We start from the raw sequence: 16,443 nt of genomic DNA on the forward strand, positions 1-16,443 counted from the left end.
CGGAGGAAAACTTGGCGGCAATCCCACCTGTCTGCGATTTCGGCTGGCGAGCCATCGACGCCGTTTTGCCAGGCGTCGACGGCACATCGCATTCGATCTTAAGCCACGCCGGCCCGAACGGGCTGGTGGTGGCCTTCATCTGCAACCACTGCCCCTATGTGAAGGCGGTGATTTCACGCATGGTGCGCGACGCCAATGGCCTCAAGGCCGAAGGCATCGGCTTTGTCGCGATCAACTCCAATGATAGCGACGCCTATCCAGATGATTCCTTCGACAACATGAAGCTCTTTGCCAGGACGAACGGCCTCACTTTCCCCTATCTCCATGACGAGCACCAGACGGTGGCGCGTGCCTACGGAGCCGTTTGCACCCCGGATTTCTTCGGGCTCAACAGCGAGTTGACGCTGCAATACCGCGGCCGGCTGGACGCGTCGCGACGCGACGCCGAATCGCCCAGGCTGAGGCGCGACCTGTTCGAGGCGATGAAGCAGGTTGCCCGAACCGGCGACGGACCGCTTGACCAGATCGCTTCGATCGGCTGTTCGATCAAGTGGAAGGATGCTGCATGAACGTCGGCGCAGTCAGGCCGTTTCGCTCGCCCAAGGCGATCCTGTTCGACCTCGACGGCACACTGGTCGATTCGGCGCCTGATATAGCGGCCGCCGTCAACGAATTGCTGGCCGGCCACGATCTGCCGCCGCTGCGGCTGGATCAGGTCAAGGCCATGATCGGCGGCGGCATCAGGAAACTGGTCGAACGAGCCTTCGCGGCTTCCGGCACGCCGCTCCTCGGCAGCGCGCTCGATGAGGCCAACCGCGTCATGGCGCCGATCTATCGCAGGCATCTGACCGGCCGCACGGGGCTGATGCCTGGCGTCAGGGAGGTTCTCACGCACTTGCATTTGAGCGGAATAGCCATGGCCGTGGTGACCAACAAGCCGCAGCTGGCGGCGCGGGAAATACTGCTGCATTTTCGGCTGACGGAATATCTCGGCGCGATCGTCGGCGGAGACGCGGTGACATACTTGAAACCGGCGCCAGACGCGCTGTTGCTGGCGCTCGACCTGCTTCAGGTCGAACCTCGTGACACGCTGATGGTCGGAGACAGCAGCGCCGACGTGGCCGCCGCCCGCGCCGCCGGCATGGCCGTCATTCTGCTGCGTGGCGGATACAGCCAAATTCCCGTTGAAGAGCTTGGCGCCGACCTCGTTTGCGACAGCCTGTTCGATCTGCCGTCCGCGATGCAGAGGCTGCAAGACGCTGCATGACCCCAAGCGCAGCCCAGCCAACGCCGGCCGAGCGCAGTCCGACGGCCGGCAGTACCGCGTTATTTTGAGAATTGTTTCAGATAAGCAATGACGTTGGCGATGTCCTCGTCCTTCTTGAGGCCGACAAACGCCATCTTGGTTCCTTTGACCATCGCCCTGGGATCGCGAAGGTAGGTCGTCAGCGTGGCCTCATCCCATTTGACACCGGACTTGCCGGCCTCGGTCATGGCCTTGGAATAGCTGAACCCCGGATGCGTCCCGGCCGTTCGGCCGATAACGCCGTTCAAGGACGGGCCGACCTTGTTCTGGTCCTTGTCTGCGACGTGGCAGACCTTGCATTTGGCGAAGACCTTCTCACCCGCCGCGGCATCCTGTGCCTGAGACTGGGCAGTGACAAAGGTGGCGACGGACACGGCGGCGAAAAAAGCGACTGCGCGCATGGCATTTCCTCATTGATCGTGTGAGTGCCCGGGACACTTTACGCGTGTCGATGCCTTGATCGCCGGCATTCGTTTTAAAGCGGGAGAGCGAACCATTCGTCCTTCCTCCCCGGACTGGCAGCACCTGCACGCCTCGAAAAGCTAGACTGCCGATGAAGGAAGTCAATCGTACAAAGGTCCTGTTTCGTTTCCCGACTGCGCGAAGGGAAGTGTGTAGCGACACGCGGTCCACATCATTGACGCCTGTTGGCCGAACGCGTAGCCTCACTCCAACCGGTTTGCTGTTTGGGCACCTTCAGGAATCCGCGCAACTCCAAAGCACGAACTCTGGAGAGTTCGCCGCGCAGGCGACGATAAGTGCCAAATGGACATGGTCGATCTCATATTAACGGTGTGCCTTAGCGCCAATCCGGGCAATTGCCGAGATGAACATCTCTATTTCGAGAGCCGCGGCTCTCTGTTCCAATGCATGTTCCTGGCGCCCGCCGAGATCGCAAAATGGTCTCAGGAACATCCGAGTCTCAAGGTCGTGCGCTGGAAATGTGCCGTTCCGAGCAAGGAACGAGCGATTTGATCGACATTCCTGGTTCGTCGATGGCCCTGAAAGAGGAGACGCCATGATGATTTCGCGGCGTACGACGCTGCGCTTGGCGGCTCTGGGGGCCATCCTCGCCTCAAGGCCGGTTGCTGTCTTTGCGGCCGCTAAGGTCCGAATTGGTGTCCTGAAGTTCGGCACCGTGAGCTGGGAACTCGATACGCTGAAACGCCACAAGCTCGACGAGACCAACAGGATCGATCTGGAAATTGTCTACTTCGCCGGGGAGGATGCGACCAACGTCGCGCTGCTGGCCGGCGCGATCGACATGATCGTGACCGACTGGCTGTGGGTCTCGCGCCAGCGCTCCGAGGGCGGCGACCTTACATTGGCCCCTTATTCGACCGCCGTGGGGGCAATCATGGTGAAGGAGGAATCGCCTATCCGGACGCTCGCCGACCTCAAGGGAAAGAAAATCGGTGTCGCCGGCGGCCCGCTCGACAAGAGCTGGCTACTGGTCCAGGCGCTGGCCAGACGCGAGCACGGCCTCGACCTGCCGACAGCCTGTGACGTCGTCTTTGGCGCGCCGCCGCTGATTTCTGAAAAGGCGATGCAGGGCGAACTCGATGCCGTGCTCAATTTTTGGCATTTCTGCGCCCGGCTCGAGGCCAATGGCTTTCGCCGGTTGATCGGTGCGGATGACGCGACGAAAGCGCTTGGTGCCTCGGGCCCCGTGTCGGCACTCGGCTACGTCTTCCACGACCAATGGGCGAGCGACGATCCGGATGCCGCCCGGGGGTTTTTGAAGGCATCCAAGCAGGCCAAGGACTTGCTGGCCAAATCCGATGATGAATGGCTGCGCCTGGCGCCGCTCATTCGCGCAGAAGGCAAGGAGCTGGAAAAGCTGCGCGACCGCTATCGCCAGGGCATCCCCAGACGGCCGGTCGCCGAAGAAGCGGCCGATGCGGGCAAACTCTATCACGTGCTGGCCGCGATAGGCGGCGAGAAGCTGGTTGGCAGGGCGCCCGAGATGGCGCCCGGCACGTTCTGGCCGGAACTCGCGAAATGACCGCAACGGAAGACAAGTCGCGTCCATCCGGCTTTGCGACGGCGCTGACACCGGTGCTGACGGTAGCGGTTTCCCTGCTGGGACTTTGCCTGCTGTGGAGCCTCGCGGCCAATCTGTGGCAAAGCCGAGCTTTCCCCTCACCAGGGCAGGTCTGGCAGGTGCTGCTCAGGGAAGCGGCGAGCGGCGACCTTTTTTATCACCTTGGCGCGACGCTCGGACGGGTTGCTGCGGCGTACGTCGTCGCAATGATTATCGGCTCGGTCATCGGCGTCATCCTCGGCAGCCACCGCGGTGCGGACCGGTTCTTCAGTCCATGGGTGGTCCTGTTTCTCAACATTCCCGCGCTGGTGGTCATCGTGCTCGCCTATATCTGGTTCGGCCTCAACGAGGCGGCGGCGATTGGCGCAGTTGCCGTGAACAAGATCCCGAATGTCGTGGTGACGATGCGCGAAGGCGCCAGGGCGTTTGATCCGCGTTATGCCGAAATGGCCGCCGTCTACCGCTTCGCCCCACTCGAGCGCGTCCGCCATGTCCTGCTGCCGCAACTGCAGCCCTATTTTGCCGCGGCCTCGCGGTCCGGCATCGCCCTCATATGGAAGATCGTCCTGGTGGTCGAACTGCTCGGCCGCTCCAATGGCGTCGGTTTCCAGATCTATCTCTATTTCCAGCTCTTCGACGTCGCCGCCATTCTTGCGTACACGCTGGCTTTCGTGGCGGTGATGCTTGTCATCGAACTTCTCCTGGTGCAGCCCATTGAACGACATGCAACCCGTTGGCGCCGCCGTCCCGCTTAGGGTCGACATCGCCGAAAAGACCTTCAGGTCCGCGCAAGGCGTGTCGATCACGGCGCTTCAGGGTCTGTCCTTCGAGGTCCGGCAGGGCGAATTCGCTTGTCTGCTTGGGCCGTCGGGCTGCGGCAAGACCACGACGTTGCGCATCCTGCTTGGACTGGACAAAGACTTTTCCGGCTCTTTCCAACTGCCGCAAGGCGGCTCGAACCGCATCGCCGCCGTGTTCCAGGAGCCGACTTTGCTGCCGTGGCGGACGGTGGAGCAGAATGTCAGGCTGGCGCTGCCGAAAAGCCTAAGAGCGAAGAGTCTCGACGAGCTGTTTGACACTCTCGGCCTCGCCGGCGTGCGCTCGCTCTATCCGGCGGAGCTTTCGCTCGGCCTTGCGCGCAGGGCAGCGCTTGCCAGGGCTTTCGCCACCGAACCGGCGGTGCTTTTCCTGGACGAACCCTTTGCCTCCCTCGACGAACAGACCGCCGAGCGGCTTCGGCAATTGCTTTTGACCGTCTGGTCGGCGCGGCCTACGACCGCCTTGATGGTCACGCACAATCTGCGCGAGGCGCTGATGCTGTCGGACCGCATCATCGTGCTTGCGCAGCGCCCAGCCCACGTGCTCGGCATGTTCGACGTAAGAGTGCCGCGGCAGCATCGCAATCCACAGGTGATCAGCGACCTTTTGCAGTCGTTCCAGCAAAAATTTCCGGGTGTGGCCTGATCGCCTTACGGCTCGAATGCGGATTGCAAGGTATTTCGCAGCCAATGGCCATAGAAACGGCGGGACTGTGAGGCGCACGGCCACGCGTGCCTGTTCCGCCTGACTAAAAGCAACGTACGTCGGCTTCGGCCTGCGCGCGTTTCAGTTCCGTGCGCGCCGCCTTCGCTGGCGCGCTTTCGCGAAACAACCCTGCCGCCTCCCCTGTCGTCAGCGACATGCTTTTGAAGGTCTCCGCCCTCTCATAGTGATCGTAAGGAAGGATCGAGGCGATGACATCGATCGAGCAGGAACAGCTTTCAAGCGCCTGACGTGTCTGGCCATTTGTTTGCATGCAGCCGAGCACGTAGTCGGCAATCGTTGCCGTCGGGTAGTCTCCCGCGGCGTTGGCCAAGTTCGCAAAAGCCAGCGTCGCCGCAAAGGCCGCCGGCAAGGTGAGAGATCCAACAGACCTTATCATGAGGAACCTCCAGTTGGCCTGGACACCATGCATCCAGACGGGGTCATCGCTCCAATTGGCGACGTGCCGCAAAGCCAGTCAAGCTCCCATGGCCTGCGTATAGGACCAAAGGAGGAATGCCCTATGGACCGACAAGAGCCCGCTTCATGACCCGCTGCGCACCCTCCTTCATGCGTTCATTTCATGCTTCGCTCACTATCGGCAACGAGCGAGACGCCCGCATACTTACTCGTAAGTGCCCCGCAGAATATATCGAAATAAAGTCAAATGTGTATCACCTCGAGAATACGCGAACAATATGTTTGCTATATATCTCGCGGCTGGCGGTCATCCTCTTATTAGTTTTTCACGCGGCGCTTATTTTAATTGTTTCTAATTATTGCATCGCACCATATCGATATTGCAGCGCAGCGACCCATTGTAGGTTTTTGCTTGCCTGGCCTTTTACGATGACATAGCTTTTTCCTGTTTCCGGCTTCAAGAGCGCCACCGTCATCAGGGAGCGGCGGCAGTCTTTCGAAGACCAAGGGGGGCGGGCGGTAACGGTGCCCTCTGCTTCGGGGTAGGTCGTGACAGCTGCCGGAAAATAACTTCCCAACATGAATTGCTTGGGCAAGCCCTTGTGGGGCTTGACGGTCGATTCTTCACTGCGAACCCGGGAGGATTTTGGATGCGTGTACTTGCGAAAACTACTTACATTCTGACGACCGCGGCGTTTTTATCGCTCGGCGCTGCCTATACGGCTTCGGCCAATGAAGACCTTGCAAAGCTCGCATCGGATGCGAAGAACTGGGCGATGCAGACGGGTGACTACGCCAACACCCGCTATTCCAAACTCAACCAGATCACTGCCGACAATGTGAAGAACCTGCAGGTCAAATGGAGCTTTTCCACCGGCGTGCTGCGCGGTCACGAAGGCGGGCCGCTGGTCATCGGCGACGTGATGTATGTCCACACGCCTTTCCCAAACAACGTCTATGCTCTGGACCTCAAGAATGACGGCAAGATCCTGTGGAAATACGAGCCCAAGCAGGACACGAACGTCATTCCGATCATGTGCTGCGATACGGTCAATCGCGGTGTTGCCTATGGCGACGGCAAGATCATTCTCAACCAGGCCGACACCACCGTCGTCGCGCTCGATGCCAAGACCGGCAAGGTCGTCTGGTCTGTCAAGAACGGAGACCAGACCGACGGCGGAAAGGGCGAATCCGGCACGTCGGCACCCGTAGTCATCAAGGACAAGGTGCTCGTGGGCGTCTCCGGTGCTGAATTCGGTGTTCGCGGCTGGCTGGCCGCCTACAATCTGAAAGACGGCAAGCTCGCCTGGAAAGCCTATTCGGAAGGTCCTGACGCAGACACCCTTCTCGATCCCGAGAAGACCACCCATCTCGGCAAGCCTGTCGGAAAGGATTCCGGCACGAACACCTGGGAAGGCGAACAGTGGAAGACAGGCGGCGGCACGACATGGGGATGGTATTCCTATGATCCCAAGCTGAACCTGGTCTATTACGGCACCGGCAATCCCTCGACGTGGAACCCGGTCCAGCGCCCCGGTGACAATCGCTGGTCCATGACAATCATGGCTCGCGATGCGGATACCGGTGTTGCCAAATGGCTCTACCAAATGACCCCGCATGATGAGTGGGACTATGACGGCATCAACGAGATGATTCTCGTCGATGGCATGGAGGTCAACGGCGCCAAGCACGACGTGCTGGTGCATTTCGACCGCAACGGCTTTGCCTACACAATGGATCGAGCCAGCGGCGAACTTCTCGTCGCCAAAAAATACGATCCGGCAGTGAACTGGGCGACGGAAGTCAACATGGATCCCAAGAGCGACCAGTATGGCCGCCCGCAGGTCGTGGCCAAGTATTCGACCCAGCAGAACGGCGAAGACAACAACTCGACCGGTATCTGCCCGGCCGCGCTTGGAACCAAGGACCAGCAGCCGGCCGCCTACTCGCCGAAGACCGGGTTGTTCTACGTGCCGACCAACCATGTCTGCATGGACTATGAGCCTTACAAAGTGAGCTACACCGCCGGTCAGCCCTATGTGGGCGCCACCGTGTCGATGTATGCGGCGCCCGGCGGTGACGGTAACATGGGCAACTTCATTGCCTGGGATGCAGCCAAGGGTGAGATCGTCTGGTCGAAGCCCGAGCAGTTCTCGGTGTGGTCGGGCGCATTGGCGACAGATGGCGACGTCGTCTTCTACGGTACCCTCGAAGGCTACATCAAGGCGGTCGATAAGGACGGCAAGGAACTCTACAAGTTCAAGACCCCGTCCGGCATCATCGGCAACATCACGACCTACGAGCATGACGGCAAGCAGTACGTCGCCGTTCTGTCCGGCGTCGGTGGATGGGCCGGTATCGGTCTGGCAGGTGGGCTGCTTTCGCCCGACAACGCCGCCGCCTGGCATGGCGCCGTTGATCAGGGCCGTGCGCAGGGCGATCAGGCCGCGGTCGTTGGAACCGCCGGTCTGGGTGCCGTCGGCGGTTATGCGGCACTTGCCGACTATACGACGCTGGGCGGCCAGCTCACCGTCTTCGGCCTCCCGGACTGATAACCGGGAAGAGCCTTACGGCTAGGTTCGAAAACGAGAGCCCGGGTCACCCCGAAGCCGGGAACCGGGCTCTCGATTGCGCCGCGCACCCAACTCCGATCAATGCCGCTGCACGACGGCAGCCAGGGTTTCTGGCAAACGAAGGAAGAGCCTGAATGATCGTTCGCATTGCAGTTTCCGCTCTCGCCCTGGTCCTGCTGCCTCTGGCCAGCTCAAGTCTGGCACGGGCCGAAGACAGCATGGAGAAAGCCAAGGCGGTGAAGCAAGAAGGAGGCAAATATTTAGATGCGGACGGAAATCCGACCTACAAGATCGAAAACGGAACCGTCGATTGGTACACCTTCAGCGGGTACCGCCGGTATCACTCAGATTGCCATGTCTGTCACGGACAGGACGCCACAGGTTCGAGCTATGCGCCTGCCCTGGCTAATAGCCTGAAGACCATGGATTACGCCACGTTCCTGTCGATCGTCGCCGAGGGCCGCAAGAATGTCGGCGGCGGCAAGGAAAACGTCATGCCCGCCTTTGGCGACAACAAGAACGTCTATTGTTACCTGGACGATCTCTACGTCTATCTGCGCGCGCGCGCCGATGGCGCGGCACCCCGCGGCAGGCCGCCGAAGCACGAAAACAAGGCTCAGGCAGCCAAGGATGCCGAAGCATCCTGCATGGGTGGATGATATGACCGGCTGCACTGCATCGAAGCTGCGTGTCGTTCTGCCGATCCTCGGCGCGCTCGCCTTGCTGCCGTCGAATGTTCTGGCGCAAAATGCCGGGCTTGGCGCTGCGGGCGAACTGGTCGATCCCGACATTCTGCGCGTCTGCGCAGATCCCTCGAACATGCCCTTTACCGACAAGAACGGCCAAGGCTTCGAAAACAAGCTGGCTGAACTGGTTGCCAAGAAGACGGGGCGAAAATCAGTCGCTTACACGTGGTTTCCCACTGTCACCGGCTTTGTGCGCAATACGCTGGGGGCCAATCGATGCGACATCATCATGGGCTACGCCCAAGGCGATGAACTGGTGCAGAACACCAACGCCTACTACCGCTCCGCCTATGTGCTCGTATACCCCAAAGGCAACGGCATGGAAGGCATCGAGACGATCGAAGACCCGAAACTTTCCGGCAAGAGAATCGGCGTCGTCGAAAGCACGCCGCCAACCGCCAACATGGCCGCCAACAAGCTTCTGCGGACCGCCAAGATCTACCCGCTGGCGGTGGATACGCGCGTCACGCCTTCCATGGGGGAGGTCATGATTAAGGACATGCTCGCCGGCAAGATCGACGCGGCGGTCCTGTGGGGGCCGATGGCGGGCTACTATGCCAGGGAACTCGGAGCCGATGTCACCATTGTTCCGCTGTTGAAGGAAAAAACCGGCTCGCGCATGTCCTACCGCATTACCATGGGTGTACGTCCGTCCGACCAGGAATGGAAACGGACGCTAAACCGGGTGATCAGGGAAAACCAGGCGGAGATCACCAAGCTCCTGCTGGGTTACAATGTGCCGCTGATCGACGAGCACGACAATCCGATTACGCAATAGTTGGGATGGGTCAGGAGGAGGAAAAACCTACGCGATGAACAATTGAAGAGAAGACTACAGCTACTTTCGATACTTTTTTGTTTTTCGGTCTTTCAAAACCTTGTGTTCATTTGTCCATTTTGAGAACGTGATGGACGAGCCATTGCTTCGGTGCCCTGCAATGGTTGGCTAACCACCGGATCGGCCCCTTCGGGCTGGTAGAAGAGGAGAAATGTTATGAAGAAGAGCTGGACAAAACCGACCATGTGCCAGGTTGCTGCGGGCTTTGAAATTTCGCGCTATCTGCCTGCTGAAATTACTCCCAAGAAGTAGGCCGCAGAGGTGCGTGTCCCTGGCAACAGGGGCACGCATCCCCTTGCCGTATGGGATTTTCGTGAAAGAGTTTGAGGCGCGCAAAGCGGGCGGGCCGTTTTTTGCGGCTGCAAATTGGCTGCTGGTCAGAGAAGCCGCGGGGCGGGCGTTTTCATGCGCTTGAGAATCATCGGATCGGCGGCCGGCGGCGGCTTTCCGCAATGGAACTGCAATTATCGTCTGAGCCGTGCGGCTCGCACCGGGGTAGCTGGTGTGCATTCACGAACCCAATCGAGTGTCGCCGCGTCGGCGGATGGCCTCGGCTGGGTTCTGTTCAACGCCTCGCCCGACATTCGCCAGCAGATCGCGGCAACGCCTGAATTGCAGCCCGCGCACGATGCGCCGCTGCGCTCGACGCCTATTCGCGCGGTAGTGCTGACCAATGCCGATGTCGATCATGTCGCCGGCCTGCTCAGCCTGCGTGAGCGGCAGCCTTTCGCTATCTATGCAACGACACAGGTTCTGGCGACGCTGGAGGAGAATTCGATTTTCAATGTCCTCGATCCGGCGCTCGTGCCGCGACGCATCTTGCCGCCGGCGCAAGAACTGTCGATCTGCGACGCAGACGGCCACGACACCGGGGTGGCTGTCGAGAGCTTTCCCGTGCCCGGGAAGATAGCCCTCTATCTCGAAGAAAGAGGCCAGCCGGATGCCAATTTCAGCTCCGATGCCGGCGACACGATCGGCGTCCGTATCGCCGGTGCCGGCAGTCGCGGCTCCGTCTTCTACATCCCCGGCTGCGCCCGCATCGATGCGACCCTGCGCACGCGGCTAGCCGATGCCGCATGCCTTCTGTTCGACGGCACGGTCTTCACCGACGACGAGATGTTTGCTGCCGGCGTCGGCCAAAAGACCGGTGCACGCATGGGGCATCTGGCAATGTCGGGAGACGCGGGGTCGATCGCCGGCTTGGCCGATGTGAGGATCGGCCGCCGTGTCTTCGTCCACATCAACAACACCAATCCTGTTCTGGACGAGAATTCTGCCGAGCATGCAGCCGTCGAAGCGGCTGGCTGGGAAGTGGCCTGCGACGGGATGGAGATAGAACTTTGAGTGATTTCCACGACGCGGCCAGCAACGGCCTGTCCTCAAGCGAGCTCGAAGCAGTGCTGCGGCAGGTCGGTGCCGAGCGCTATCACAACCGCCATCCTTTCCATCACAGGATGACCAGCGGTGCGCTGTCGAGGACCGAGATGCAGGCCTGGGCGCTGAACCGCTATTGCTATCAGGCGGTCATTCCGCGCAAGGACGCCATGATCCTCGCGCATGCCGAGGATCCGGCGTTTCGCGCCGCCTGGCGCAAACGCATCGAGGATCATGACGGCGAGGACGGCTGGAGCGGCGGTATTGCGCGCTGGTTGCACCTGGCGACCTCGCTCGGTCTCGATACCGACGCGGTGAAGAGCGAGAGGCTGGCCCTGCCGGCGACACGTTTTGCGGTTGGCGCTTACCTCTCCTTTTGCACGAGCCGGACCCTGCTGGAGGCGGTCGCGTCGTCGCTGACCGAGATGTTCTCGCCGCTCATCATCGGCGAGCGGGTACCCGCGATGCTGGCCAAATACGATTATATCACCGAGGACACGCTGGCCTATTTCACCCGACGCCCCGAACAGGCCTCGCGCGACGCCGACTTCGCCCTCGCCTATGTGCTCGAACATGCCGACGCGGCGGAACGCCAGCAGCAGGCGATCGATGCACTGGTGTTCAAATGCGATATACTCTGGGCCATGCTCGACGCGCTTCAACACGCCTATGGCGAGCCGGGCAATATCCCGCCCGGCGCCTTCCGTCCCGAGGCAGCCCAATGATGGCACTGCGCGAAAGAGCCATGGTGTCGCTGCAGTCGGTTCCATCGCTGCCGAAGCACGTGCGCATACAGCATGACCCCGTGCGCCAGGCGTTCGCCGTGCTTTCGCCCGAAAAGGTGTTCTGGCCAAACGACATCAGCCTCGACATATTGCGCCGCTGCGACGGACGGTCCACGGTCGGTGACATCATTGCCGGCCTTGCCGCAGATTATGATGCCGAACGGGAGGCTGTGGCGGCCGATGTCGTCGCCTTCCTGCAGGAATGGTCGGACAAGCTGCTGGTGAAGCTATGAGCGAGCCCCCTCTCCCCCCGATCGGCATGCTGGCGGAACTGACGCATCGCTGCCCGCTGCAATGCCCCTATTGCTCCAATCCGCTCGAATTGCTGAGGGCCAATCGCGAACTCGACACGCAGAGCTGGCTCGACTTGTTCTCGCAGGCGGCCGACCTTGGCGTTCTCCAGGTGCATCTGTCCGGCGGTGAACCGACGCTGCGTCGCGATCTCGAGCAATTGATCGCCGGGCTTTCGGCGCGCGGCGTCTACACCAACCTGATCACCGCCGGGGTCGGCATTGCGGATGGCCGCATCGAGGCATTTGCCGAAGCCGGGCTCGACCATCTGCAACTGAGCTTTCAAGGCGCACGGCCGGCGACCACCGAGCGCATCGGCAATCACAGGGGCAGCCACGAAAAGAAGCTGGAGACGGCACGCCGCGCTCGCGCGGCCGGCTTGCCGCTTACCATCAACGCGCCGATCCATCGCCACAATATCGAGGAGGTACCGGAATTCATCGATCTGGCCCTTTCGCTGGGTGCGGAGCGTCTCGAGATCGCCAACGTGCAGTACGCCGGCTGGGCGCTGACCAATCGCGATCAACTGATGCCCGAGCGTGCGGCCGTCGACCGCCAGGCGGAGATCGTCGCGGCGGCGCGCGAACGGCTCACCGGCATCATGAACATAGATTTCGTCACGCCGGATTATTTCGCCGTCTATCCCAAGCCGTGCATGGGCGGCTGGGCGCGCGACGCCTTCATGGTGACGCCGGACGGCACCGTACTGCCATGCCATGCCGCCCAGACCATACCGTCGCTCGGCTTCGAGCGTTTTGGATCACGCAGCCTGGCCGCGATCTGGACCGATTCCCCGGCATTTAATGCCTTTCGAGGCACGGACTGGATGCAGGAGCCCTGCCGCAACTGTGAGCGGCGCGAGATCGACTGGGGCGGCTGTCGCTGCCAGGCGATGGCAATCGCCGGCGATGCCGCCGCGACGGACCCGGCTTGCGCGAAATCGCCGATCCATGCGCGCATGGCAATGCTGATCGACGAGGCCCAGCGCGCTGCGACGGTTCCTTCGAAGGACGAACCATTCGTCTACCGGCGCATCGGCGTCGTCACCGAGCCCGCCTGACTGCCGACCAATTCCTACGGCCTACCCTCGTGAAAGCCGTTGGGCATGCCACGTCATATGGTCATGCATGAATGTCGAAATGAAAAAATAGGAGTGATCGTATTCGTCCTGCATCCGCAATTTCAACGGAATGCCTGCCTTGGAGCAGGCGTCTTCGAGCAGCCAAGGCCTGAGGCCCTCCTGGAGGAAACCGTCTGACGTTCCCTGATCGACCAGGAATTCCGGGAAACGGTGCCCATCCTCGATGAGCGAAGTTGCATCGTAGCGCCGCCACGAGGCCTCATCCAGGCCGAGATATTTTTCGAAAGCCGGCTTCGACCAGCCGGCTGTGCTTGGCTGCACGATCGGCGCAAAGGCCGAGCAACTTCTGAAACGCCCGGGATTGTTCAGTGCGATCGTCAGCGCGCCATGCCCGCCCATCGAATGGCCGAAGATCGACTGGCGCGCCATATCGGCGGGAAATTCGCGCCCGATCACGGCTGGCAGCTCCTCGACGATATAGGAATACATGCGATAGTTCTTGGCATACGGCTCTTGCGTCGCGTCAAGGTAGAAACCGGCGCCGCTGCCGAACTGCCAATTGTCCTTTTCATCCGGAATGTCGGCACCACGCGGGCTGGTGTCGGGACAGACAACGATCACGCCAAGTTCGGCGGCAATACGTCTGTATTCACCTTTTTCCATCACATTTGCATGGGTGCAGGTGAGCCCGGAGAGGTACCAGACCACGGGACAACGGCTTTCCCGTGCCTGCGGAGGCACGAAAATGGCAAACGTCATTTCGCACGAGCAGTTCGTGGAGAGATGCGAGTAAACATGCTGGGCGCCGCCATGCGACTTGGCAGTCGAGACGAGTTTCAGGTGCTCTGGCATATATCCTTCTCCACCAATTTTAACCGCCGACCGTAGGCTCTACGACATCAAGGGTGATCGCGGCAACCTTGGTGGCCCGGCTGGCGCGCGGGGCTCTTGATCGGAGCCGGGATGGCCTGCCTTCGCCGACCGTCTTGGCGCAGCAAGGCGCGAGAGGCCGCTCGCTGGCGCAGCGCCATACGGGCCAGGCTGGGCGATTGTTGGCGATGCTGGCTATAACAAGGACGCAGTCACTGCGCAGGCATCGGCGATGCTTCCGGGACGCCGAGCCCTGCGCAAATGCGGCTTGACGTCCAGTACTTGCCAAACCTGGTCAGCGGCGGTTTCGCAACCCACTGATCGACTTTTGCCCCGCAGAAACTGCCGGCCGGTTGACGACAACCATTCGCGGTGTTCAGCAACGCCCGGATCGCCGCGGCAAATTTTCGCGCTCTGTCTGGTACTGCCGGGCCAGAACCCTGGGAACTCGCACAAGGCCTTCACGCTCACGGCCACGATGTCCGCTTTGGCCAGCAGGTCGACAGCAATGGCCGCCTGCCCCTCATCATCGGCGACATAGGCGCGCAGCAGCACATTCGTGTCGGCCGTAACCCTCATTCCTCGCCGGACCCGGCCACAGCGCCCGCTTCCGCCATCGCCTCGTTGATCTCCTCGATGCTGAGCACCCGGCCGTTCGTCTTGCCTCTGAGGAAGCCGTGGAGGTCCCGGAACGACCCCTTCGCCCGTGCAGCCCTCAATTCCGCCCGACCGTCGGGCAGCAGATCAAGCTCGATCTTCTCGCCCGGCTTGATGCCCAGATGTTGCAGCACGTCCTTGCGGAACGTCACCTGCCCCCTTGTCGTCACTGTCAACGTTGTCATATTAAACGTTTCCTGTTTATCGCGATAAGACAATGCAAATCTGCATTATTATCAATGCAGATGGTCGGGGCCAAGCTTGGCGTCCATGCGGCGACTGAATCGCGACCAGCGCTCTGCCAGAGCGAAGTCGCCAACATCACCTGGAGGTCAGCATGCAAGCCAACACCACGGCCGCTATCCGCGTCGATCTTGCCGCAATATTTGTCTCGTTAGAACTGTCTCGTTCAATGGTTCGTCACTTCGCTTCGGCTGGTGTCGGGAATGGGGCGACCGCCGCCGGGAAGCGAGGCAAGGCAGCGTCAAGTTCGAGCCAGAGATTAACCAGAGATTAACAAGAACGAAGCCATCGCCGCATAGGCGTCTGCCTGCGTGGGTATGGACGGATTCACTCATGCGCAATATGAATCATGAATGGAGATGAGGCCTGCCGTGGCGCTCACATTTTTGCCGTGTCGCTAAGGCAGGTGACGCTCGTTCAATGACGCTGCGCAGGGCGGGTTGGCCTTCTGGTCTAACGCCGCCCGCAGAAGTGTCGATATCAGGGGATCTGGTCAATGACCGACAACAAGCCAGACGTTACCAAGGATTGGCAAGCGACGCAGGGCCAGAAGTCCTCCGCCACGCGTCTTCGCCTTTTCGCCGCACTCTCGTGGGTCGTCGCCATTGGCGGCGAGATCTACGGAATTATGCTGCTTCGCCAGAACAAGTTCGACCAGGGACACCTGCCGCTGGTCATCGGCCTTCTGGTCGGCATCGCGATTTTCGCAATCGCCGGCAACTTGCTATGGAAGGCGGCCAACAGGCACGATCCGGCTCGTGCATCCGACGCGGGTAGGTTCTTCTTCCAAAACCAGCTCGGCGCAATCATCACACTGATTGCCTTCCTCCCGCTGGTTTTCCTGATCCTCACTGACAAGAACATGGATCCGCGGACCAAGAAGGTTGCCGGCGGCGTCGGCGCCGCGCTGGCCGTGCTCGCGACGGTCATGGGGATCAGTTTCAAACCCCCGTCGGTCGAACAGTACACCCAGGATATGAACGCATGCGCAGCCCAGATCAAGTCGGGGCAGCCCACCAAGGCCTGTTCGCCCGATGTCGCCGCTCAGGCGCAGGCGATTGCAACGGACACCGCCGCCGTGGCGGCGGCGACGCGGGACGCGAGCCACCCCGCCGGTCAGGATGTCGTCTACTGGATCGCGCCCGAAAACGGAGCCGCGAAGTCCAGCGAGCCGCATGTTTTCCACCTCTGCGCAGGCGTGAGCCCGCTGAAGGACAAGACTGTGAATAGTGGCTCCGTGACGGAGGCCTACGCACAGAACGCCATCCGCATCACGAAGCAGATCGATATGGAACAGAAGCAGTGCGGGTTCACCGCCACAACCAGCACCAACTGAACCCGTCTGCACTCGATCGGGTCCAGCCGTTGGTCTTGTCGAGAAGGATGGCGCGTAAGCGCAGGCTCAGTATTGACTCGCCGAAGCAATGCCAAATGCTGGGATCGCCCGGCTGGCCAATATCGTCCAGCTGCAAACTTATCCGCGGCGGGCAATGACCCGGCGTCTTACGCACCGCAGCTTCCGGCCTGAGCGCTTCGGATGGAGAATGACGTTAATGAAGCGCATTGCCGCCCGGGCAGCATTATGGGCCGGAAGCGAACCGGGAACTTCTGGCGCCAAAAAAAACGATGGCGGACATTTCACCTGGTGGGCCGCATCGACCAGAAGCGGATTGGGCAAGCGTTCCATGGCATGT

21 protein-coding genes are annotated in these 16,443 nt (G+C 60.9%); 15 read left to right on the plus strand and 6 right to left on the minus strand.

All coding sequences use genetic code 11. From position 1 onward, the window contains the following. Positions 1 to 11: 11 nt before the first annotated feature. Complete coding sequence (locus NKH04_RS27875) at positions 12 to 569, plus strand: thioredoxin family protein (protein WP_352541878.1); 558 nt, start codon at positions 12 to 14, stop codon at positions 567 to 569. Then, positions 566 to 1,267: a phosphoglycolate phosphatase gene (gene gph, locus NKH04_RS27880; protein ID WP_352541877.1), complete on the plus strand. Its 702-nt coding sequence runs from the start codon at positions 566 to 568 to the stop codon at positions 1,265 to 1,267. The genes NKH04_RS27875 and gph overlap by 4 nt, the downstream gene beginning before the upstream one ends. A gap of 59 nt (positions 1,268 to 1,326) precedes the next feature. On the opposite strand, the gene NKH04_RS27885 is transcribed toward gph, so the two are convergent. Next, positions 1,327 to 1,707, minus strand: a complete 381-nt coding sequence (locus NKH04_RS27885; RefSeq protein ID WP_352541876.1) for a c-type cytochrome — start codon at positions 1,705 to 1,707, stop codon at positions 1,327 to 1,329. A gap of 364 nt (positions 1,708 to 2,071) precedes the next feature. On the opposite strand from NKH04_RS27885, the gene NKH04_RS27890 reads away from it, so the two are divergent. Genes NKH04_RS27890 through NKH04_RS27905 form a run of 4 tightly spaced genes read left to right on the plus strand, consistent with a single transcriptional unit; the run spans position 2,072 to position 4,814 of the window. Continuing rightward, positions 2,072 to 2,281: a hypothetical protein gene (locus tag NKH04_RS27890; protein ID WP_023678830.1), complete on the plus strand. Its 210-nt coding sequence runs from the start codon at positions 2,072 to 2,074 to the stop codon at positions 2,279 to 2,281. Positions 2,282 to 2,324: 43 nt separating this feature from the next. Further along, on the plus strand, positions 2,325 to 3,311 hold the full coding sequence (locus tag NKH04_RS27895) for an ABC transporter substrate-binding protein (protein ID WP_352541875.1): 987 nt from the start codon (positions 2,325 to 2,327) through the stop codon (positions 3,309 to 3,311). Further along, positions 3,308 to 4,105: an ABC transporter permease gene (locus NKH04_RS27900; protein ID WP_352541874.1), complete on the plus strand. Its 798-nt coding sequence runs from the start codon at positions 3,308 to 3,310 to the stop codon at positions 4,103 to 4,105. The genes NKH04_RS27895 and NKH04_RS27900 overlap by 4 nt, the downstream gene beginning before the upstream one ends. Next, entirely contained in the window at positions 4,074 to 4,814 is a 741-nt protein-coding gene (locus tag NKH04_RS27905) for an ABC transporter ATP-binding protein (protein ID WP_352541910.1), read from the plus strand. The genes NKH04_RS27900 and NKH04_RS27905 overlap by 32 nt, the downstream gene beginning before the upstream one ends. A gap of 103 nt (positions 4,815 to 4,917) precedes the next feature. Here the strand turns inward: NKH04_RS27905 and NKH04_RS27910 are convergent, their stop codons facing one another. Both NKH04_RS27910 and NKH04_RS27915 read right to left on the minus strand, forming a co-directional pair. Beyond that, positions 4,918 to 5,271 carry a hypothetical protein gene (locus tag NKH04_RS27910; RefSeq protein WP_352541873.1) on the minus strand — a complete coding sequence of 118 codons (354 nt, stop codon included), beginning with the start codon at positions 5,269 to 5,271 and terminating at the stop codon, positions 4,918 to 4,920. A gap of 376 nt (positions 5,272 to 5,647) precedes the next feature. Further along, positions 5,648 to 5,887: a hypothetical protein gene (locus NKH04_RS27915; RefSeq protein ID WP_353045297.1), complete on the minus strand. Its 240-nt coding sequence runs from the start codon at positions 5,885 to 5,887 to the stop codon at positions 5,648 to 5,650. A gap of 54 nt (positions 5,888 to 5,941) precedes the next feature. Here NKH04_RS27915 and NKH04_RS27920 point away from each other — a divergent pair, with 54 nt between their 5' ends. The 8 genes from NKH04_RS27920 to pqqE all read left to right on the plus strand — a co-directional run bounded on the left by NKH04_RS27920 (position 5,942) and on the right by pqqE (position 12,958). After that, positions 5,942 to 7,843, plus strand: coding sequence for a methanol/ethanol family PQQ-dependent dehydrogenase (locus NKH04_RS27920; protein WP_352541872.1), 1,902 nt, complete (start codon positions 5,942 to 5,944; stop codon positions 7,841 to 7,843). A gap of 155 nt (positions 7,844 to 7,998) precedes the next feature. Then, the gene (locus NKH04_RS27925) at positions 7,999 to 8,523 is read left to right on the plus strand and encodes a c-type cytochrome, methanol metabolism-related (protein ID WP_352541871.1); all 525 of its coding nucleotides are present in this window, start codon (positions 7,999 to 8,001) and stop codon (positions 8,521 to 8,523) included. Position 8,524: 1 nt separating this feature from the next. After that, positions 8,525 to 9,388, plus strand: coding sequence for a substrate-binding domain-containing protein (locus NKH04_RS27930; protein ID WP_352450664.1), 864 nt, complete (start codon positions 8,525 to 8,527; stop codon positions 9,386 to 9,388). A gap of 216 nt (positions 9,389 to 9,604) precedes the next feature. Then, positions 9,605 to 9,700: a pyrroloquinoline quinone precursor peptide PqqA gene (locus tag NKH04_RS27935; protein ID WP_101918690.1), complete on the plus strand. Its 96-nt coding sequence runs from the start codon at positions 9,605 to 9,607 to the stop codon at positions 9,698 to 9,700. A 153-nt stretch (positions 9,701 to 9,853) separates the two neighbouring features. Then, positions 9,854 to 10,792 carry a pyrroloquinoline quinone biosynthesis protein PqqB gene (pqqB, locus tag NKH04_RS27940; protein WP_352541870.1) on the plus strand — a complete coding sequence of 313 codons (939 nt, stop codon included), beginning with the start codon at positions 9,854 to 9,856 and terminating at the stop codon, positions 10,790 to 10,792. Then, a complete protein-coding gene (pqqC, locus tag NKH04_RS27945) occupies positions 10,789 to 11,547 on the plus strand; it encodes a pyrroloquinoline-quinone synthase PqqC (protein WP_352541869.1) in 759 nt (252 codons plus the stop codon). Before pqqB ends, pqqC begins: the two co-directional genes overlap by 4 nt. Further along, the gene (gene pqqD / locus NKH04_RS27950; RefSeq protein ID WP_352541868.1) at positions 11,544 to 11,840 is read left to right on the plus strand and encodes a pyrroloquinoline quinone biosynthesis peptide chaperone PqqD; all 297 of its coding nucleotides are present in this window, start codon (positions 11,544 to 11,546) and stop codon (positions 11,838 to 11,840) included. Before pqqC ends, pqqD begins: the two co-directional genes overlap by 4 nt. Further along, positions 11,837 to 12,958, plus strand: a complete 1,122-nt coding sequence (gene pqqE / locus NKH04_RS27955; protein ID WP_352541867.1) for a pyrroloquinoline quinone biosynthesis protein PqqE — start codon at positions 11,837 to 11,839, stop codon at positions 12,956 to 12,958. Before pqqD ends, pqqE begins: the two co-directional genes overlap by 4 nt. Positions 12,959 to 12,979: 21 nt before the next feature. On the opposite strand, the gene fghA is transcribed toward pqqE, so the two are convergent. The 3 genes from fghA to NKH04_RS27970 form a co-directional block, all read right to left on the minus strand. Then, positions 12,980 to 13,831 carry an S-formylglutathione hydrolase gene (gene fghA / locus NKH04_RS27960; protein WP_352541866.1) on the minus strand — a complete coding sequence of 284 codons (852 nt, stop codon included), beginning with the start codon at positions 13,829 to 13,831 and terminating at the stop codon, positions 12,980 to 12,982. A gap of 213 nt (positions 13,832 to 14,044) precedes the next feature. Further along, complete coding sequence (locus NKH04_RS27965; RefSeq protein WP_352541865.1) at positions 14,045 to 14,428, minus strand: PIN domain-containing protein; 384 nt, start codon at positions 14,426 to 14,428, stop codon at positions 14,045 to 14,047. After that, positions 14,425 to 14,691, minus strand: coding sequence for an AbrB/MazE/SpoVT family DNA-binding domain-containing protein (locus NKH04_RS27970; RefSeq protein WP_352503269.1), 267 nt, complete (start codon positions 14,689 to 14,691; stop codon positions 14,425 to 14,427). Before NKH04_RS27970 ends, NKH04_RS27965 begins: the two co-directional genes overlap by 4 nt. 554 nt (positions 14,692 to 15,245) lie before the next feature. On the opposite strand from NKH04_RS27970, the gene NKH04_RS27975 reads away from it, so the two are divergent. Beyond that, positions 15,246 to 16,085 carry a hypothetical protein gene (locus NKH04_RS27975; RefSeq protein WP_353045298.1) on the plus strand — a complete coding sequence of 280 codons (840 nt, stop codon included), beginning with the start codon at positions 15,246 to 15,248 and terminating at the stop codon, positions 16,083 to 16,085. Positions 16,086 to 16,443 lie beyond the last annotated feature (358 nt).

The sequence above is a fragment of the Mesorhizobium sp. M1365 genome (assembly GCF_040317865.1).
Classification (GTDB): Bacteria; Pseudomonadota; Alphaproteobacteria; order Rhizobiales; family Rhizobiaceae; genus Mesorhizobium.